This is a genomic window from Paenibacillus polymyxa, from assembly GCF_001719045.1.
GTDB classification, from domain to species: domain Bacteria; phylum Bacillota; class Bacilli; order Paenibacillales; family Paenibacillaceae; genus Paenibacillus; species Paenibacillus polymyxa_B.
Genome location: NZ_CP015423.1, coordinates 4179792 through 4198500 on the forward strand (window position 1 = coordinate 4179792; position 18709 = coordinate 4198500).

The 18709-nt window shown below is 47.2% G+C and carries 16 protein-coding genes and 1 riboswitch; of the genes, 15 read left to right on the forward strand and 1 reads right to left on the reverse strand.

The annotated features are described in order from the left end of the window. Positions 1 to 2 precede the first annotated feature (2 nt). The 10 genes from AOU00_RS18695 to AOU00_RS18740 all read left to right on the forward strand — a co-directional run bounded on the left by AOU00_RS18695 (position 3) and on the right by AOU00_RS18740 (position 13732). Positions 3 to 1382, forward strand: a complete 1380-nt coding sequence (locus AOU00_RS18695) for a lipopolysaccharide biosynthesis protein (protein WP_069291326.1) — start codon at positions 3 to 5, stop codon at positions 1380 to 1382. A gap of 22 nt (positions 1383 to 1404) precedes the next feature. Beyond that, positions 1405 to 2244, forward strand: a complete 840-nt coding sequence (locus AOU00_RS18700; RefSeq protein WP_023987421.1) for a glycosyltransferase family 2 protein — start codon at positions 1405 to 1407, stop codon at positions 2242 to 2244. Further along, the gene (locus AOU00_RS18705; protein ID WP_069291327.1) at positions 2231 to 3418 is read left to right on the forward strand and encodes a glycosyltransferase family 4 protein; all 1188 of its coding nucleotides are present in this window, start codon (positions 2231 to 2233) and stop codon (positions 3416 to 3418) included. Before AOU00_RS18700 ends, AOU00_RS18705 begins: the two co-directional genes overlap by 14 nt. Next, on the forward strand, positions 3415 to 4563 hold the full coding sequence (locus AOU00_RS18710; RefSeq protein WP_023987423.1) for a glycosyltransferase family 4 protein: 1149 nt from the start codon (positions 3415 to 3417) through the stop codon (positions 4561 to 4563). The genes AOU00_RS18705 and AOU00_RS18710 overlap by 4 nt, the downstream gene beginning before the upstream one ends. A 28-nt stretch (positions 4564 to 4591) precedes the next feature. Next, a complete protein-coding gene (locus AOU00_RS18715; RefSeq protein WP_069292086.1) occupies positions 4592 to 5692 on the forward strand; it encodes a glycosyltransferase in 1101 nt (366 codons plus the stop codon). Between the two features lie 5 nt (positions 5693 to 5697). Continuing rightward, entirely contained in the window at positions 5698 to 7026 is a 1329-nt protein-coding gene (locus tag AOU00_RS18720; RefSeq protein WP_061830275.1) for a UDP-glucose dehydrogenase family protein, read from the forward strand. 664 nt (positions 7027 to 7690) lie between these two features. Further along, complete coding sequence (locus tag AOU00_RS18725; protein ID WP_013309163.1) at positions 7691 to 9067, forward strand: sugar phosphate nucleotidyltransferase; 1377 nt, start codon at positions 7691 to 7693, stop codon at positions 9065 to 9067. A 156-nt stretch (positions 9068 to 9223) separates the two neighbouring features. Then, a riboswitch (cyclic di-GMP riboswitch) is annotated at positions 9224 to 9304 on the forward strand. A gap of 13 nt (positions 9305 to 9317) precedes the next feature. After that, positions 9318 to 10892: a glycosyl hydrolase gene (locus AOU00_RS18730; RefSeq protein WP_069291328.1), complete on the forward strand. Its 1575-nt coding sequence runs from the start codon at positions 9318 to 9320 to the stop codon at positions 10890 to 10892. Positions 10893 to 10940: 48 nt separating this feature from the next. Continuing rightward, positions 10941 to 13238, forward strand: a complete 2298-nt coding sequence (locus AOU00_RS18735) for a PD-(D/E)XK nuclease family protein (protein WP_061830272.1) — start codon at positions 10941 to 10943, stop codon at positions 13236 to 13238. A 311-nt stretch (positions 13239 to 13549) separates the two neighbouring features. After that, complete coding sequence (locus tag AOU00_RS18740) at positions 13550 to 13732, forward strand: hypothetical protein (RefSeq protein WP_069291329.1); 183 nt, start codon at positions 13550 to 13552, stop codon at positions 13730 to 13732. Positions 13733 to 13785: 53 nt separating this feature from the next. On the opposite strand, the gene AOU00_RS18745 is transcribed toward AOU00_RS18740, so the two are convergent. Continuing rightward, the gene (locus AOU00_RS18745; RefSeq protein ID WP_025720479.1) at positions 13786 to 14154 is read right to left on the reverse strand and encodes a helix-turn-helix domain-containing protein; all 369 of its coding nucleotides are present in this window, start codon (positions 14152 to 14154) and stop codon (positions 13786 to 13788) included. Positions 14155 to 14481: 327 nt separating this feature from the next. Between AOU00_RS18745 and AOU00_RS18750 the strand changes: the two genes are divergently transcribed. The 5 genes from AOU00_RS18750 (at position 14482) to gmd (ending at position 18668) form a co-directional block, all read left to right on the forward strand. Then, positions 14482 to 15231: a YveK family protein gene (locus tag AOU00_RS18750; protein ID WP_069291330.1), complete on the forward strand. Its 750-nt coding sequence runs from the start codon at positions 14482 to 14484 to the stop codon at positions 15229 to 15231. Continuing rightward, positions 15212 to 15898, forward strand: a complete 687-nt coding sequence (locus AOU00_RS18755; RefSeq protein ID WP_061830270.1) for a CpsD/CapB family tyrosine-protein kinase — start codon at positions 15212 to 15214, stop codon at positions 15896 to 15898. Before AOU00_RS18750 ends, AOU00_RS18755 begins: the two co-directional genes overlap by 20 nt. Positions 15899 to 15983: 85 nt before the next feature. Then, on the forward strand, positions 15984 to 16682 hold the full coding sequence (locus tag AOU00_RS18760) for a sugar transferase (protein WP_039269544.1): 699 nt from the start codon (positions 15984 to 15986) through the stop codon (positions 16680 to 16682). A gap of 36 nt (positions 16683 to 16718) precedes the next feature. Beyond that, positions 16719 to 17657, forward strand: coding sequence for a GDP-L-fucose synthase family protein (locus AOU00_RS18765; RefSeq protein WP_069291331.1), 939 nt, complete (start codon positions 16719 to 16721; stop codon positions 17655 to 17657). A gap of 21 nt (positions 17658 to 17678) precedes the next feature. After that, a complete protein-coding gene (gene gmd, locus AOU00_RS18770) occupies positions 17679 to 18668 on the forward strand; it encodes a GDP-mannose 4,6-dehydratase (RefSeq protein ID WP_069291332.1) in 990 nt (329 codons plus the stop codon). Positions 18669 to 18709: the final 41 nt, after the last annotated feature.

The window sequence follows — 18709 nt, forward strand, 5'->3', positions numbered from 1 at the left end:
CTGTGCAAAACTTACAAGCATTATCCGCACCTGTCCGGACACTATGGTCCACAGTGATTCGGTTTGCCAAAAGCAAGGATAACAGCTCTGCAGCAGTAAAAACGATGATATTCAGTATGCTGATTCTCGTCGTGAATATGCTGACTGGTGTGCTAACGGCACGATTCCTGGGTCCTACTGGACGCGGGGAACAGACAGCGATGGTGAACTGGTCCCAATTTCTCGCCTTCTGCATGAGCTTCGGTGTCCCGTCTGCATTGATTTACAATGCGAAAAGGAAACCGGAGGAAACGGGCAAGCTGTATGGTCTGGCCTTGCTGCTGGCTACCATGTTCGGGGGCTTGGCGACACTCGTCGGAGTTTTTCTAATTCCTTATTGGCTGCGCTCTTTTTCTTCATCGGTCATACTTTTCGCGCAGTGCTCCATGATGATGTGTCCGCTCATAGCGATTTCACAGATCAATAATGCATTGCTTCAAGTTCGCTCGGAATATAAGCAGTACAATTTATTCCGGTATCTGGTACCGCTGAGTACACTGCTGGGTCTGGCGATTCTGATCTTAACCGGAAATATGAATCCGTACACCTCGGCATTGGCCTATTTACTGCCAGGCTTGCCGATTTATATCGGTGTCACGATACGAATGATTCGGCTGTACAAACCAAAGGTAAAGAACAGCTGGACGCAATTTAAAAATCTCTTTACCTACGGTATGGGTTCATACGGAAATGATCTCATGGGGCAGGTTTCCACTTATATTGATCAGATTTTGATTGCGGGTCTGCTCAGACCCGCTGATCTCGGTTTATATGCAGTAGCGGTCAGCTTGGCCAGGATGGTGAATGTATTTTCTACCTCGATCATTGTCGTGCTGTTTCCCAAAGCCTCTGGTCTGAATAAGGAAGAGGCGGTGGCCATAACATTTCGGGCATTTCGAGTGACATCAACGGCAACCTTTCTGGCTGCGGTGATGCTGATGCTGATTGCTCCGTTCGTATTTACATTGTTATATGGTCAAGAGTTTAAACAAGCGCTCACGGTATTCCGGTTCTTGGTGCTTGAGGTTGCTATCAGTGGAGGGACCATGGTGCTGGCACAACAATTTATGGCGTTGGGTAAGCCCAAACTGGTTACCATTCTACAGGGTGTCGGATTGGCGCTCGTCATTCCATTGCTGTCCATACTCGTGCCGAGATATGGATTGACGGGTGCAGGGATAGCAATGCTGTCTTCGGGGATTCTACGGTTCATTTTCATTTTATGTAATGTTAAATTCGTTCTAAAAATGAAGATTCCAAGACTGCTTATTTCCAAACAAGATTTTCAATGGCTCCGATCAACGATGTCGCACTACATCCGGAAAAAGCCAGTTAACGGTTAGATAAAGAAGGAGGCACCCGCTAATGAACCACATGTCTAGCGTTCCCGCGGACAACCGGATATCCGTAGTTATTATCGCTCAGGATGATGGCACTCGAATCACAGCCGCCATTAAATCCTGCAAGCCCTTTGCGGACGATATCGTCGTCATTGACGGAGGGAGCAAGGACAATACGATTCAGGTAGCTGAATCCTTGGGCTGTCGGGTGTTTTCTAACCCGTGGCCCGGTTATGCCAAGCAGCGCATGTTTGGTGTTGAAAAAGCGGAATTTGATTGGATATTCCTGATTGATACGGACGAAGTAGTGGATGCAGAGTTGCTTGGAGACTTGTTGAAAGTAAAGGAAACGCTCCACGATCCGGCCAAAGCATATTCCGTATTCCGGATTGGAGATTTTCTCGGCAAATGGATGAACAAAGGTGAATACCTGGTTCGTTTGTACAATCGGCGTATTTATGGCATTACGAATAGTCTTGTTCATGAAATGCCGGATGTAGCCTCTTCCCAGATTGTCAATCTGGAGGGCGTGTTATGGCACTACGGCTTCCGCAGCATCAGTGATCATATGACCCGTTTTAACAAATATACAGATCTGGAAGCAGAGACGGCATTTAACAAAGGAAGATCCTTTCGGATTACCAGACTGTTGTGGCGGCCTCCTGCCCGCTTTGTGCAGAAGTATTTTGTCCAAGGCTTATACCGCAAAGGATTGGCAGGTTTTGCCGTAGCAGTATTCTGGGTGATGTATGAGTTTCTCGTCTGCTTCAAGCATTATGAGCTAACCAAGCGGAGAAAAAAGATAGAAATCGTGGATGACGGACATACCGAGCAGAAAGGAGAAACCAGCTATGTCGTACAATAACGGATTTCGTATTGCGGCAACGGGGCTAAGCTGGCCGTCCTTGCAGCCAGGAGGCCTCAACACATATTTCAAATCCATCTGTGAGCAGCTTACATTAGAGCGCAATACGCTGGATGCTCTAATCTGTAGTGACGAGCAGCCGCAGGCGCCCGACCGTATTCGGATTCATTCGATTGGCAGCAAGCAGCAATCCATGTGGAAGCGTCGAGAGCTAATGCAAAAATATGCAGCAGAGCTGTTCGACAAGCAACCGACGGATGTACTGTATTCCCATTTTGCTCCCTATGGTGTCGGACCGGCGCTGGAGGCGAAAAAAAGAGGAATCCCGGTAGTTACCACCTTTCACGGACCGTGGACGGAGGAAATGAAGATTGAAGGACAGGGCATCAAGCATTTGCTAAAAACGACGTTGGCCAAATCCATTGAAATGAAAGCCTACGGATTGGCGGATAAATTTATAGTGCTCAGCGAAACTTTTCGGGATATTTTGCATGAGCACTATAAGGTTCCACTCAGCAAAATTCATATTATTCCTGGTGCGGCGAATGTAGAAAGGTTCCACCCGGCAGAGGATCAAGAAGCGGTGCGGAAGCGCCTGAATTTGCCGCAAAATGCGACGATTGTGCTAACCGTTCGTCGTCTTGTTAATCGAATGGGACTACTACAGCTACTGGAAGCATGGCGACGAGTAACCGAGCGTCATCCTGATCATGTGTTGCTGATTGGAGGGAAGGGCCCCTTGATGGAGGAATTGGCTTCTAAGGTGGCGGAATACAATCTTCATAACCATGTAAGGCTGCTCGGTTATGTGTCGGATGAGGAGCTTCCACTGTACCACCAAGCATCGAATTTGTTCGTTGTACCCACACAGGCACTGGAAGGTTTCGGTCTGATCACAGTAGAGGCGATGGCCTCGGGACTGCCGGTGCTGGCGACTCCTGTGGGTGGCAATAAGGAGATTTTAAGAGGATTCCGTCCCGAGCTTTTGTTCAAGGGAACGGATAGTGAAGCCATTGCTGAAGGGTTGCTGCGTGTGCTGGATCATCGTGAACTTCTACCGAATGCAAGGGAATGCCGGGACCATGTCCTGAGCAGATATACATGGGGACATGTAGCGGAGCAGGTGGAAGAGGTGTTCCGACAGGTCCTTGATAGAAAGGCGGCGGCGAAATGATGAGAGTAGCTTATATTGACCATACGGCAAGATGGAGCGGCGGCGAAGTCGCTTTGTACAACATACTGACGAATATCGGGGAACATATCGACCCGCTCGTTATTTTGGCAGAGGAGGGCGATTTGGCAGATCGGCTTCGGCAGCGTGATATTGATGTGCGCATTGTTCCATTGGACGATTCGATTCGCAATCGGGGACGGAATGCCGTGAATCTAGGTGCGCCTGCAGCAGCTTTTCGTTTGCTGGCTTACGGTAGAAAACTTGCGCCCTTGCTGCGTGAGGAAAAGGTCGTGTGCGTTCACACGAACTCGCTCAAGTCTGCACTGTATGGTACAGTAGCCGCCAAATCGGCGAAGCTGCCCTTGATCTGGCATATCCGTGACCACATCGGTCCGCCGTATCTGAAGCCGATTGTGGCCAAAGGGATTCGGCTGATGTCCCGCTTTTTGCCCAACGGAGTGATTGCTAATTCCAAGTCCACGCTGAGTGCGTTGGAGTTACCCCCGGACAAAAAGACGCTTGTCGTTTATTCTGCTTTTGCCAAAGCAATTACAGCACGTGACACGGCTGCCCATGTACGTGGTGATGACTCGTTTAACGTCGTATTGGTCGGCAGATTGGCGGAATGGAAGGGACAGCATATTTTACTGGAAGCAGCACGCTCCTTTTTACCGGATCAGCGCGTGAAATTCTGGCTGGCTGGAGATGCGTTGTTCGGAGAAGAGGAATACAAGCAACGATTAGAGTCCACGATGCGCGAATACGGGTTGGCTAACGTCAATCTGCTGGGACACGTCGATGACATTCAAGGCCTGATGCAGCGTTGTGATTTGCTGATTCATACCTCTATTACACCAGAACCATTCGGTCAGGTCATAATTGAAGGCATGGCTGCGGGTCTCCCCGTGATTGCTTCCAATGAGGGTGGACCCAAGGAAACGGTGGTACCCCATGAAACCGGGCTGCTTATTGAACCGGGTGATCCGGCTAAGCTGGAAGAAGCCATCCGCTGGATGTTGGAGCATCCACAAGAACGTCAGCAGATGGGTGAGAGAGGGATGGAACGGGTCAAGAAGCATTTTGTCATCGAGAACACAGTTAAGGATATAGTTCATTACTATAAGGGTTTGTTGGCAGGAGTCTGACCGACATTCGCGTTAAAGGATGATTCAGATGAAAATAGCGATAGCGCACGATTACTTAATCCAAATGGGCGGAGCGGAAAGGGTAGTAGAGGTATTCCACGATATGTATCCGGAGGCTCCTATCTTCACAACGGTGTTCAGCGACGACCGCCTGTCGCGTAACTTGAAGGATGCGGATATTAGAGCCACTTGGCTACAAAAAGTCCCAGGAGTGAAGGACAACTTCAAAGGAGTGCTGCCGCTGTATCCCATTGCTATCCGTGATTTTGATTTTAGGGATTTCGACATTGTTTTAAGCTCCAGCAGTGCATTTATGAAAAGCATCCAGGTACCCAAACATACGTTTCACATTTGTTATTGTCACACACCGATGCGGTTTGCCTGGGATTACGATACATATATGGCCCGGCAGTCCAAATCCAACCTGCTCAAAAACATGCTCAAGCTGTACATGAACCGGTTGAAAACATGGGATGCCAAAACTTCTCGCAACGTAGACCAGTTTGTCGCCAACTCTTCGGTTGTAAAACGAAGAATTTTACACTATTACCAAAGGGATTCGGATGTGATTTTCCCACCTATTAATACATCCCGTTTTAAACGCGCTACAAACATCGGTGACTATTACCTGATCGTATCCCGATTGGTGTCCTACAAGCGCATCGATCTCGCGATCGAAGCATTCAAACGTAACGGTCTCAAGCTGCGCATTGTGGGTGAAGGACCGGACCGTAAACGACTCGAAGCTATGGCTGCCCCGAACATTGAGTTCCTCGGCAGGCTTGAGGATGAAGAGGTTAACAAGCTGATGGCAGAATGCCGAGCGCTCGTTTTTCCGGGTGAAGAGGACTTCGGTATTACGCCTTTGGAGGCGAATGCGGCCGGACGGCCTGTCATCGCTTTTCAGGGTGGGGGAGTGCTGGATACGATTGTTCCTCATGTGAACGGCGTGTTTTTCCGCAAGCATCAAGTAGAAGATGTGCTGGAGGCCGTCGAAAAGGTTGAGCAACATGCGTGGAATGTGGACGATATCATTACCCATGCCCGCAAATTTGATGAAGAAAACTTCAAGGATCAATTAAAAAAGTATGTAGAACAAGCCTATGTGAACTTTCTAAAAGGAGGATGAACGGAATGAAGCTGGCTGTAATCGGTACTGGATACGTTGGACTCGTCTCGGGTGTATGTTTTGCGCAAAAAGGTAATGAGGTGATTTGTGTCGATCTGGAGCAGCACAAAATCGACATGTTGAACCGGGCAGAATCTCCGATTTATGAACCGGGTATTGAGGAATTGATCGCGTTGAATCTGGAAGCGGGCCGGTTGGAGTTCACCTCGGATTTGGCCGATGCGGTACGCCGCTCGGATATCGTAATTTTGGCGGTAGGTACACCTTCTCTGGCTAACGGTGAGGCGAATTTGTCGTACATTGAACAGGCGGCCGCTGATGTTGGGAAAGCCATGAACGGGTATAAGATTATTATGACCAAGAGTACTGTACCTGTCGGAACGAACGAAAAGATTAAGGACGTGTTGGCTCGTCACACGAGTTTGTCTTTCGATATCGTCTCCGCGCCGGAGTTCCTGAGAGAAGGCTCAGCCATCAATGATACGCTTTATCCGGATCGCATCATTATTGGTTTGGACAATACAGGATTGCGTGAAACCATGGTCACTCTGCATCAGGTGTTCACGGATAAAATCTATGTGACGGATATCCGTAGTGCTGAAATGATCAAATACGCGTCCAATGCGTTTCTGGCAACTAAAATTTCGTTCATTAACGAAATCGCTAATATTTGCGAAAAGGTTGGCGCCGATGTAACCTGTGTGGCTGACGGTATGGGTATGGACAAACGGATTGGCTCCTCTTTCCTACAAGCAGGGATCGGGTATGGTGGCTCTTGCTTTCCAAAAGACACAAATGCGCTTATCCAAATTGCAGGTAATGTAGACTATGAATTTAAGTTGTTGAAATCGGTGGTCGAGGTGAATACCGACCAGCGCTTTATGATTGTATCCAAGCTGCGCGAATCGCTGGGTCAACTGAACGGTGTGTCCATTGGCATTTGGGGCCTCGCCTTCAAGCCAAATACAGATGACATCCGCGAAGCTCCAGCACTGGAAATCGTAGAAACGCTCATTCAGGCAGGCGCTATTGTCAAACTGTATGATCCCATTGCGATGGATAAATTCAAGGAGCGCGTGGATCACCCGAATATTATGTGGTGCTCATCCCCACAGCAAGCCGCTGAAGGTAGCGACGCTGTGTGCCTGTTGACCGATTGGGAAGAGTTCAAAAAAGTCGATCTCGTACAACTGGCCTCCATTTTGCGCAAGCCGGTTCTCATTGACGGTCGTAACGTATTCGCTGAGGAACAGATCCAAGGCTCCGGGCTGGAATACTACTCCGTGGGTCGTCCGCGGATGAGTGGGTGGAATAGAGATAAAGTGGAAGTTTAAAAGTGACAGATTAAAAAGTGACTGTGGCGGTGTTGGAGGCGCTGAAGGCGCTGCGCGTGCAGATTGTTCTTCCGATTGCTGTTACCCCCGGATTTTCTGGATTATATAAAACATTCAAAGATTAAAATCCGGGGATAAAGGCAAACGCTGACGCTTCTTCAGAACAATTCTGCCCGCTCCGCTGCTTTTCGCCGTGGAGTCACAGTATTTAAACTCCCACCTTATGGGGGGAGTAGAAGGGCAGATCGGAAGGAGCGGCACGGTTGAAGCCGCTCCTTCCGATCAAGTACGCCATTGCGGTTGCCGAAGGCAATCTGGGCAAGGCGTTACGAAACCTCGATTACTTGAAGCTTGCAAGCACAGCGGGCAAGCTCTGAGTTCTCGAACGTCTTACAGGCTGACCGGACTTAATAATGTCCGGTCGTGCCTTTTGCACCACAAGATATGATCGATATGATGCATTTTTGAGTAGCGCAGGAATGGATTTGAATCTGGAGAAGCGGAGCGGTCGCCTTTGACTTGGGATTCTTACATATAAATGTCTTACACAATCCAAAGAATCCCACGGCAACAGCGATCGTAAGATCAAATCCAGTCCGTAGTGGGTAGTCAACTCATCATTCAGAACGATCATCCAACCAATATAGAGAGGAAGTGGAGAGTTATGAAGCTCGTACTTTTGTCTGGTGGTTCCGGTAAAAGATTATGGCCTTTGTCCAACGATTCCCGTTCCAAACAATTTTTGAAGGTACTGGAGAGCCCAGAGGGGATTTCGGAATCCATGGTACAGCGGGTATGGAGACAATTGGGAGACAACGGATTATCAGAATCCTCGTTTATTGCGACAGGGAGAGCACAGGTCGAAATGATCCAGAGTCAGGTCGGGCCGAATACGCGCATCATTGTTGAGCCGGAACGCAGAGACACCTTTCCTGCGATTGCGCTGACAGCGACTTATCTATATTCCATTGCTGGTGTTTCCCCTGATGAAATTATAGCTATTTTGCCTGTAGATCCTTATGTTGAGGATGCTTTCTTCGCTTCCGTAGCCCAGCTGGAACATACACTCCAGGAGAGTGAAGGCAAGCTTGCTTTAATCGGGGTTGTCCCTTCCTATCCTTCAGAGAAATATGGTTACATTATTCCGAAAAACGATGCCACCCAAGGTAGCACAGGCTACCGCGAAGTGAGCCATTTTCAAGAGAAACCCGACCGGGAGCAGGCGGAGCGTCTGATTGAACGCAATGCTCTATGGAACTGCGGGGTTTTTGCATTCAAATTAAGTTATTTGCTGGATATCTTGGCATCCAAGGGTTTGCCGCTGAATTATGAAGAAATGCAAAAGCAATACGCATCTCTGGAAAAAATCAGCTTTGACTATGAAGTAGTCGAGAAGGAAAAGGATATCGTAGTTCTTCCGTATGATGGTTTTTGGAAGGATCTGGGCACCTGGAATACGCTCACAGAAGAAATGTCTAATCAACAAGTGGGCAGAGGTGTAGTAACGGAGGATTGCGTCAATACGAGTCTTATTAACGAGTTAGACATTCCTGTGGCGATCATTGGAACGAATGATCTGATTGTAGCCGCTAGCCCGGATGGTATTCTTGTGACCAATAAGGCTGAAAGTCCTCGCATTAAGGAAGTGCTCAAGGCTCATGATCAGCGTCCAATGTATGAAGAACGTCGTTGGGGGCAGTATCGGGTTGTGGATTATGTCAAGTATGACGAGGGTAACGAGGTATTGACCAAACGAATCCGCGTACGGAAAGGCAAAAATATCAGCTATCAGCTTCATTTCAAACGGAGTGAAATTTGGACCATTATTAGCGGTGAAGCGGAAATTATTTTGAATGAGAAGCTGCACAAAGTAAAAGCTGGTGATGTAGTTCGCATTCCTGAAGGAACGAAGCATAGCATTTTGGCTGTGACCGATGTGGATTTTATTGAGGTGCAGACTGGTTCTGAATTGGTTGAAGAGGATATTGTCCGCTTTTGTATGGATTGGAATGAAATTTCCCGTCACCAATTTATCTCATAATTGTTTTCGTAAAAACGAAAAAAAAGACGAATTCATGAAAATTCATAGCTCAAACTGTCGAAATTGGGCGAAAACCTGTAAATTCATGAACATGACCTATTAAATTTTGGTAAAAGAAAGTCGATACTTAGGGTAAGAAGGAATCCAAACTCCTTCCAACGATAAACGCAGCCCTGTCGAAAGGCAGGTACGCAAAGCTAAAGGGCCTTCTACAAGGATGGCAGCCTGGCTACCGAAAGGAAGAGCGAAAGTGAGATTCAATTTTATTCCTCTGTATCGACTGATACGTCATGTACTCCCCGTTGTTATGCTTTTTTCATTGTTGCCCGTCGGTTTTGGTGATTCTCTGTCTGTGGCGAATGCCGCTTCATTACAACCTGTTAATTCGGACGCTTCTATTCAGGCCCGTGAACTATACAATTATTTACTCAACATCTCAGGGGAAAAAATAGTCACCGGTCAGCATGATTATTTGGAAAGTCCGGATGAATTAAGTAACAAGGTCCAAAAAATCAGTCAGGCATATGTTGGTGTACACGGCTATGAGATGGGAGCTATCTCTGGTCAATCTGACGCTACGGAAGCAGCACAACGTAAAAATGTCGTCGATAGTGCTATCCGTTGGAGCAGATCCGGTGGTATTGTGACGATGACTTTTCATGAAGCGCTACCGGGTAGGCCACTGACTTGGGCCAATGTACAGGCGAAAGTAAGTCAGACAGAGTTCAACAAATACGTGACCCCAGGTACTACGCAGTATAACCTCCTCATTGCCGATCTGGATAAGGTCGCTGTTTCGTTAAAGCAGCTTCGTGATGCAGGGGTTCCGGTTTTGTGGAGACCTTACCACGAAATGAATGGTGACTGGTTCTGGTGGGGAAACAAAACTAATTTCAATCAGCTATGGAATATCATGTACGACCGTTTTACAAACACACATCAATTGAACAATCTGCTGTGGGTATGGAGTCCGAATGCGCCCAATTCGTATACTGTTCCGTATACCCCGAAATACCCGGGGGATGACAAAGTGGACATTTTGGCAGTAGACATTTACAACAATGATTTTAAGCAAAGTCATTACGAAGGCTTGCTTGGATTGGCACGGAATAAGCCGATTGCCATTGGGGAGCATGGTGAGATGCCTAGTTCTGAGGTGTTGCAGGCTCAGCCTAAATGGGTATATTCCATGACTTGGGGCAAGATGCTGACCGAGAATAACACAACAATTCAAATTCAGGATTATATGAATGATTCGAGGAGTTTGACGCGGGATGATGTGAAGAATGGATTGGAAACGATTCAACCACCTGGGGCAGATATACCGACCTTACCGGACGAGGGACAAAGTGAGCCTATCCCGGCTCCGACTCCTCCTTCCGTTCCTGATGTGGTATATGTGAACGGGCTGCAGGGCGAATATTTTAACAATATGAATTTGAATGGAAGTCCTGCTTTGATCCGTACAGATAGCAAGCTGGACTACAACTGGCGCGCCATTGCAGCTGATCCAAAGGTGAATGCCGATCAGTTCTCGGTTCGCTGGACGGGTAAAATCAAACCACAATATAGCGAGACCTATACGTTCACAACGATATCCGATGACGGTATTCGTGTATGGGTAGACGGCAAGTTGGTGATTGACAGCTGGTTCAAACAAAGCTGGACGGAGCGTAAAGGCAGTATTACTTTGGAAGCAGGCAAAATGGTAGATTTAAAAGTGGAATACTATGATGAAAAAGGCGACGCAATGGCACGTCTTATGTGGGAAAGTCAGCATGAAGCGAAAGCGGTGATTCCCGGAAACGCTTTGTTTCTTCCTTGATTGATACTCTTTCCCGGTCCAAAAATTTGAGGAGAGAGGGTGGATCATATGATAAAAAAATGGTTATCCCATAGGTATACAGTCGTTTTATCTGGACTATTAGCGGTCGTAGCTATAGCGATGATTGCTTGGTTTATATACACGCCTTCAAGAAGCGCAGAATTGCAGACGGATAAAGTAGCGGCTGCCAGTCCAGTATGGAAGCTGGGTCAGAGGGATGACTCTTCAGCGGAATTCAAAGGTGTGGTCGGTAGGGATAATATCGACATTTCTACAGCAGCTGCCACTACCGAATCGTCTGCTAAAGGAGCACTGTCAGCGTTGTCGGTAGCAGAAGAGAGTACAACAGTTCCGGTATTGCTCAGCAGTGGAGATATTCCTCCCGGTTTGAATGCGTCCACGAACCCTGAACTGACACTTCAGTATAAGCTGAATCAGATACCTCCCAATGGTATGATATTCCGTGTTCGGATTTTGGATGCGGGCAAAGCAGTCCCGCAAATGGCTGTATTTTCAAATCATCAGCTGTCCGGTATTATTCAGATTGCCGGGGTATCCGGTACTGGGAGTGCTTATAATTTCAAAAACAACTACGAGTTGTATATACCCAAAGAGCAATTGCAAAGCGGTGTTAACGTACTCAAGCTAAAGACAGCGCGCTGCCTATACTGCTCCTCTGCAGAAGATAAAAATGTGTGGTGGACTTGGGATGACTTGAGCTTGGAGACGTTAGCTTCACCTGCGGTCGAACCGGTACACGGTAAATATATACTGACCGGAACAAATGTGAACAATAAAGAATTTTATTATGATCAGGGTGCAGTTAAGCATTTACCATACGTTCTCAAGTGGCTGGGCATTGCTTATAGTGGCAATGTCATGAGGGTCACCTGTGCCAGTAATGTGGGCAAGGCATGTACAGACGTGGATGATTACTATCAAACGTTAAAGCAGTATAATATGCAATCGTCTGCTTTGTATTTATATACAGGTGATATTAAGCTGCAAAAAGATGGTTCTCTGCCAGAGACAGCCAAGCAAAAGTTGCGCGATTATGTAAAAAAATACGGTTCTTATCTTCAATATTATGAAGTAGATAACGAACCTGGATTATTTAATCGCTCCAAGGCGGTAAACCTGGCTGTGGCCAAGTGGTTGAATACAGAAGGCAAGCAATTGGCACCGCATCTCAAAACCGTAGCACCGGGCTGGGCCTACTGGCCAACGTACTCTACCAAGGCGTGCAAAAATCAAACCAGTGGTACGCAAAAATGCGGTGACCCAGATGGATGGGAACGAGACCCGGCGCAACGTAAACAGCTGGAGGAAGTCACCGACCTGACCAATGGACACGCCTATGGTGAATCGTATAATGAAGAGGGCGGAGGCAGCTTCGTCCAAAATTTGAAAACCTTCGGCGGTTCGAGCAATGGACTGGCGAAAAAGATGCTGAACACAGAGTTCGGTACCAATGATACGCATCGAGACAATCCAGATTACGGGGCTAGTCAGCCACAAGCAGCTGCATTCGACCGGATTATGCGTTCGCAAATTGGGTTTGCCGATATGTTTATCCAGCACGCTGCTTTTTATAAAGATTATACGCTGTTTAAAACAGGCTTCGATCTGCAAAGTCATAACCCGGCCAACACAGAAATTTATCCGTTCGGGCAAGGACAGGACACTCGCGTTAAGATCATGAGACGCTTGAGCTTAGCCTATGCCACCCATGGACAACCTCTGACTTATACAGTGCTGAATCCAGAGGATACCAAGGACAAGATGGTCTATGTTCGTGCGGTGGATACGTCCAAGCTTAAACCGCTGGCAGGTAGCGGCGCTACTTCAGACAAATTGCTGGTGAATCTAGTGAATTTCGAAGCTACCCCGCAGACCGTTCGTGTACGGGTAACGATGCCGAAAGCTGGTTTGTACACCGGTGAACGTTTTGGAGCAGGTTCTACTTACAGTCAGGCACAGCGTTCCATATCAGGGCTCAAGGCTTCTCCTGCCCTTGATTTTGAAGAAAAGCTGGGTCCTGGCGAAGCGGTACAATATATTTTGGAATTAAAAAGTACAGATCAGACCGCAGCTTCAGCCCCAACAGGGGTGAAGGCTGCCTCTGTTCAGGATGGGGCGGTAAAGATTAATTGGCTTCAGGCAGAAGGCGTATCTTCCTATGATGTGCTGCGTGCTGACGGGACCGACGGGGCCTATCAGGTGATTGCCTCGCAAGTAGCGGGAAACACGTATACAGACCGCACAGTAAAAGCTGGAGGCCACTATGTCTACAAAGTCCGGGCGACCGGAGGCACTCAGGTTTCCCAGGCAGCCGAGGTGGCTTAATAACAGATCGGAATGTATATAGGACCTGAGTTAACGAATACCTAACATCATTTCGAAAGAAAACAAAAAAGAACCTATCAGGAGAAAATAGGACCTGACAGGTTCTTTTTTGTTGGAAAATCGTTCTGATTTGCCAATACTTTACGTATAATGAAGAAAAAAATAAGAAAATCCTTTTATATTCTCGTCATAAGACGACAACATTGCAGGTATGTATTCATATATAATAGTTTTGTTCATGACTATACATACATGGTTTTGTGGGAAATCTCTTTCCGGGACCAAGAATAATAAAGCGAGGTTAGTGCTGAATGAACAAGGAGACAGAATTAGAGGTGAACAACCCTCTTTTTCAAAACAACGTACGGAAAGTAGACAAAGCCGCTATCGACTTGGACATCCGGGACATTTTGCTTCAATGTGGGCTCACGATGCCAGAATGGCTAGAAAACGACGCTGATGGAACCACATACCGGAAGGACAAGCGCGTGTAAATTCCACCGGCTGGTCCTACTTGAGCGAGACGTGAAGCAGTCGGCCGCTTTCTTTATTCCATCATTCGTTCCATTCGGACAAATGCAATAAAACGTTTGGCTTCTTCCTCAGACAAGGTGCGTCCGTCAATGGTCAGGTTGAAACGTTGCAGAATATCCTCGTCGGACAGTTCAAGCTGGTCCACAAATTCCCTCACATCTGAATCCAATATCGCTGCCGGATGGCTCGTACGTCCCACCAAGTAGTCAATCGTTACCCCGAAAATATCAGCGAGCTTGGTCAGGATCTCAAAATCTGGCTTGCGCCTATTTTTTTCATAGTGAGAAAGAGCTGCCCGCGTAATTCCGAGGGATTGCGCTAGTTCCTCTTGTTTTAATCCCTTATGTTCTCGTAATTCAGCGATGCGGGTGCCATAATTCATCTGTTTTTCCTCCTGAAGGCAAGGTTAAGAAAGGTAAAAAAGCAATTTTACGCTTGACAAGATACGTTTTGTATCATAAATTAGTTATGTAAGTTACATAACGTATCTTTATTTCATAGTTTTCACTTATGTCTTCGTTTATATACCCTAAGAGGCCACCGATTATTGAGCATTTTGTGCTTATTCGCTGGCTAGACCTTCTATGCGCTATTATACAACATTTTACTATAGATTAGAGGGTCATGCATCGTTCTTTTCCCCGTTATGCAGAGGATCAGTACAAGCGTTATTGCATCGAAAACAAGTCAATCAGGGAGGACTGGTCTTGTGCAGTTGAAAGAGTACATCCGTTTGATCCGTAAAAGAATGTGGTTGATTGGTAGCATCGTACTGCTGGTATGTACTGTAGTGGGCATAAAAAATGTATATTTTACCCCGCAGATTTATGAAGCTACCGCAAAGCTCATTATCAACCAGACGCCACGACCGGATCGTGCAGGTGTCGTTGATTACAGTGTAGTTCAAACGAATATAGCCTTAACGAACTCCTATAAGCAAATTATGATCTCCTCGGCGATTATGGATCAGGTGGTCGCCAGCTTCCCCGACCTTAAGGTCACTCCGTCAGCTTTGGCGCAAAAATTAAGAGTGAACACCGCAGGTGATTCACAGGTCATGGATGTAACAATCCGCGATTTATCGTATACGAAGGCTGTGAAAACCGTCAATGCGGTAGCCAAAGTATTCAAACGGCAAATTCCCTCTATCATGAAAATGGACAATGTCACCATCCTAAGCGAAGCCAGTCTGAATGATCCAGCAGTTCCCGTGAATAGTAATCCCGCTATACAGATATTTATTGCTTTTGCCACCTCTTTATTGTTGGGAATAGGTTTGGCATTTTTGCTGGAGGTACTGGATGATACATTTAAGAATGAAGAGGATATTGAAAAAGAACTCGGTCTGCCTACCCTATCCCTGATTACAAAAATGAAAAAAGAAGATAAACGCTCTGACAGCTCGACTACAACTCCTAAACAGGTAGGTGAAGGGCAATATGCCGCGATTAATCAATAATCAGCTCGTTACATCCCTACATGCTCAGTCTTCCGTTTCGGAGGAGTACCGCATGCTTCGTACTAACATCCAGTTTTCTTCTATAGACGAGCCGATTGAGGTTATGATGGTGGCGTCCGCCCAGGCGGGTGAAGGCAGAACGGTCACGATTAGCAATTTGGCTGTAACCTATGCGCAAGAGGGGAAAAAGGTGCTGATTATGGACATGGATCTGCGTCGTTCCTCTTTGCACCATATGTTTGGTTTGCGTAATCATACAGGGCTGACACGGGTGCTTGCCAATCAACAGGCATGGCAGGATGTGGTTCAGGAAACCGGGATTGACCATCTGCATGCAATTACAGCCGGGCCGAACCCGCCCAATCCGTCCGAGATGCTCAGTTCCCGCAGAATGAATGCTCTGCTGGTTGAGCTAAAAGAACATTATGACGTGATCTTAATGGATACGCCGCCGTTGCTGTCCTTTCCGGATGGCTTAATTATAAGCGCTATGTGTGACGGAGTCATTCTGGTGGTGCAGGCAGGGAAGGTCAAAAAGGATGTCGTCAAGAAAGCAAAAGCGAATTTGGAAAGAGTAAAGGCGCGCATTCTGGGTGTCGTACTTAATAATGTGAAGCGTTCGAATACCCGCGCCGAGAGGGGTATGGAGGAACGCAATCTGACATGAATAAAAAGGAGGAAAATGAGAGTATATAAAATTCTTTTAACAATGTATAAATAATAATTATCAATAAGGAGCGAGGTGATGAGACGTGTCTTCTTCCCGCTCGAACGAGGCCGAAGTGCTGGGCGCGTCAGTGGATGTATATTCGGTCGCTCATGGGCTTGAACGGCGGCAAGGATGGAACGTATACCCGTTCGTGAAGCGAAGCATGGATATTATATTGTCTTTCATTGGAATCATCGTGTTATGCCCGGTATTTCTGCTTGTCATTTTGCTGATTAAGCTGGAGGACCCAAAAGGCAGTGCGTTATTTTATCAAGTACGTATTGGGAAAAATGAGCGTCCGTTTCGCATGATCAAATTTCGTTCCATGGTGTCTGATGCCGAGGCGAGATTGTCTGCACTGCTGGTGGAAAATGAAATTGAGGGTGCGATGTTCAAAATGCGGGACGATCCCCGAATTACCCGTGTGGGTCGCTTTCTTCGCAGAACGAGCATCGACGAGCTGCCACAACTGTTCAATGTACTGCGTGGGCAGATGAGTCTGGTAGGACCCAGACCCCCGTTGCCAAGAGAAGTCCATAATTACACAGTGAGGGATAAGCTGCGTCTGACGGTTACACCAGGCTGCACCGGTCTATGGCAGATCAGCGGTCGTAATCATCTAAGCTTTAACCAGATGGTAGAACTGGATTTGGAGTACATATCCAGACGCAGTTTCCGCACAGATATGATCATTATGCTGAAAACATTTCGTGTGCTGCTAGGCTCCAAGGATGCGTATTAAAGTCTTTCATTTTCACGAAGAAGGTAGGGGATAAGTATGGATCTTCATTCCAACATATATGTAGCAGGGCATAACGGACTGGTGGGTTCCGCTATTGTCCGAGCGCTTCAGAATGCGGGTTACCGTCATATTATTACTCGCACAAGCCGTGAGCTGGATCTACGCAATAAAGAGGCGGTAGATCATTTTTTTGAAACAGAGCCTGTGGATTATGTATTTCTGGCAGCGGCCAAAGTTGGTGGGATTTTGGCGAATAGCGAATATCCGGCTGATTTTATCCGTGACAATCTGCTTATACAAACGAATGTGATTGATGCGGCGTACCGGGCGAATGTAGGCAAGCTGTTATTCCTCGGCTCTACCTGTATCTATCCTAAATTTGCTCCGCAGCCGTTGCGAGAAGAATATCTGCTTACGGGTGAACTGGAGCCTACTAATGAGGCCTATGCGATTGCTAAAATTGCCGGGATTAAAATGTGTCAGTCTTACAACCGTCAGTATGGAACCCGGTTTATTTCTGTGATGCCGACGAATTTATACGGTCCGGGCGACAATTTTGATCTCCAGACCTCTCATGTGCTACCTGCGCTCATCCGCAAGTTTCATGAAAGCAAGCTGAATCAATCTCCGACTGTAGAAGTATGGGGCTCTGGTACGCCGCGCCGAGAATTTCTTCATTCTGATGATTTGGCTGAAGCCTGTCTGTTCCTGATGAACAATTATGAAGGAAATGAAATTGTAAATATCGGCGTAGGTGAGGATATCTCCATTCGTGAGCTGGCTGAACGAGTGAAGAATGTAGTCGGCTATGAGGGAGAAATTACCTTTAACACCTCCGCTCCTGATGGAACGCCGCGTAAGTTGGTAGATGTATCCCGAATTTCCGGGCTGGGCTGGTCGGCGCGTATTTCACTAGAAGAGGGATTAAGGTCTGTGTATCAGGCATTTCAAGGCCTGGATCTGGTTGAACAATAAAAAAACGGTGGGGGAATTGGAATGAAAAAAGCGCTGATCACAGGGATTACCGGACAAGACGGGTCCTATCTGGCTGAGTTGCTGCTGTCCAAGGATTATGAGGTATACGGGGTGCGCAGACGAACCAGCACACCGAACTTTGAAAATGTAGCGCATATCCAGAATGACATCCAATGGCTTTCCGGTGATATGACCGATCTGGCTTCATTGATCGAAGCCGTCCGTCAGTCCGACCCAGATGAGGTCTACAACTTGGCTGCTCAATCCTTTGTAGCGGCCTCGTGGCCGCAGCCGTTGGCTACAGGGCAGATTACAGCGCTATCTGTCACCAATATGCTGGAGGCGGTTCGAATTGCCAAGCCGGAAGCGCGCTTTTATCAGGCGTCAAGCAGCGAGATGTTCGGTAAGGTGCTGGAGACACCCCAGACAGAAACGACTCCGTTTTACCCACGTAGTCCCTACGGTGTCGCCAAAGTGTACGGCCATTGGATTACAGTGAACTATCGCGAAAGCTTTGATATGTTTGCGTGCTCTGGCATTCTGTTCAATCACGAATCGCCACGCCGAGGACTGGAATTTGTAACGCGTAAAGTGTCGGATGCGGTAGCTCGTATCAAGCTAGGGTTGCAGCAGGAGCTGCACATGGGAAATTTGGATTCACTGCGAGACTGGGGTTTTGCAGGCGATTATGTAAAGGCGATGTGGCTGATGCTTCAGCAGGATCAACCGGATGATTACGTCATTTCCACAGGAGAAATGCATTCTGTACGCGAACTGCTGCAAATTGCCTTTTCCCATGTAGGTTTAAATTATGAGGATTACGTCGTGATCGATCCTCAATTTGTCCGTCCGGCAGAGGTAGATTTATTGCTCGGCGATTGTGCCAAGGCGAAAGAAAAGCTGGGCTGGCGATTGGAAGTAGGCTTCGAGCAGCTCATTCATATGATGGTGGATACAGACTTGGAGCGGGTAAAAAGGCAGGCTGCAGTTGAAGCTTCTGTTGTCGTGTAAGAGATGGAGGGGCCACCCGCCTGAGCGGGGGTCTCTTCGCT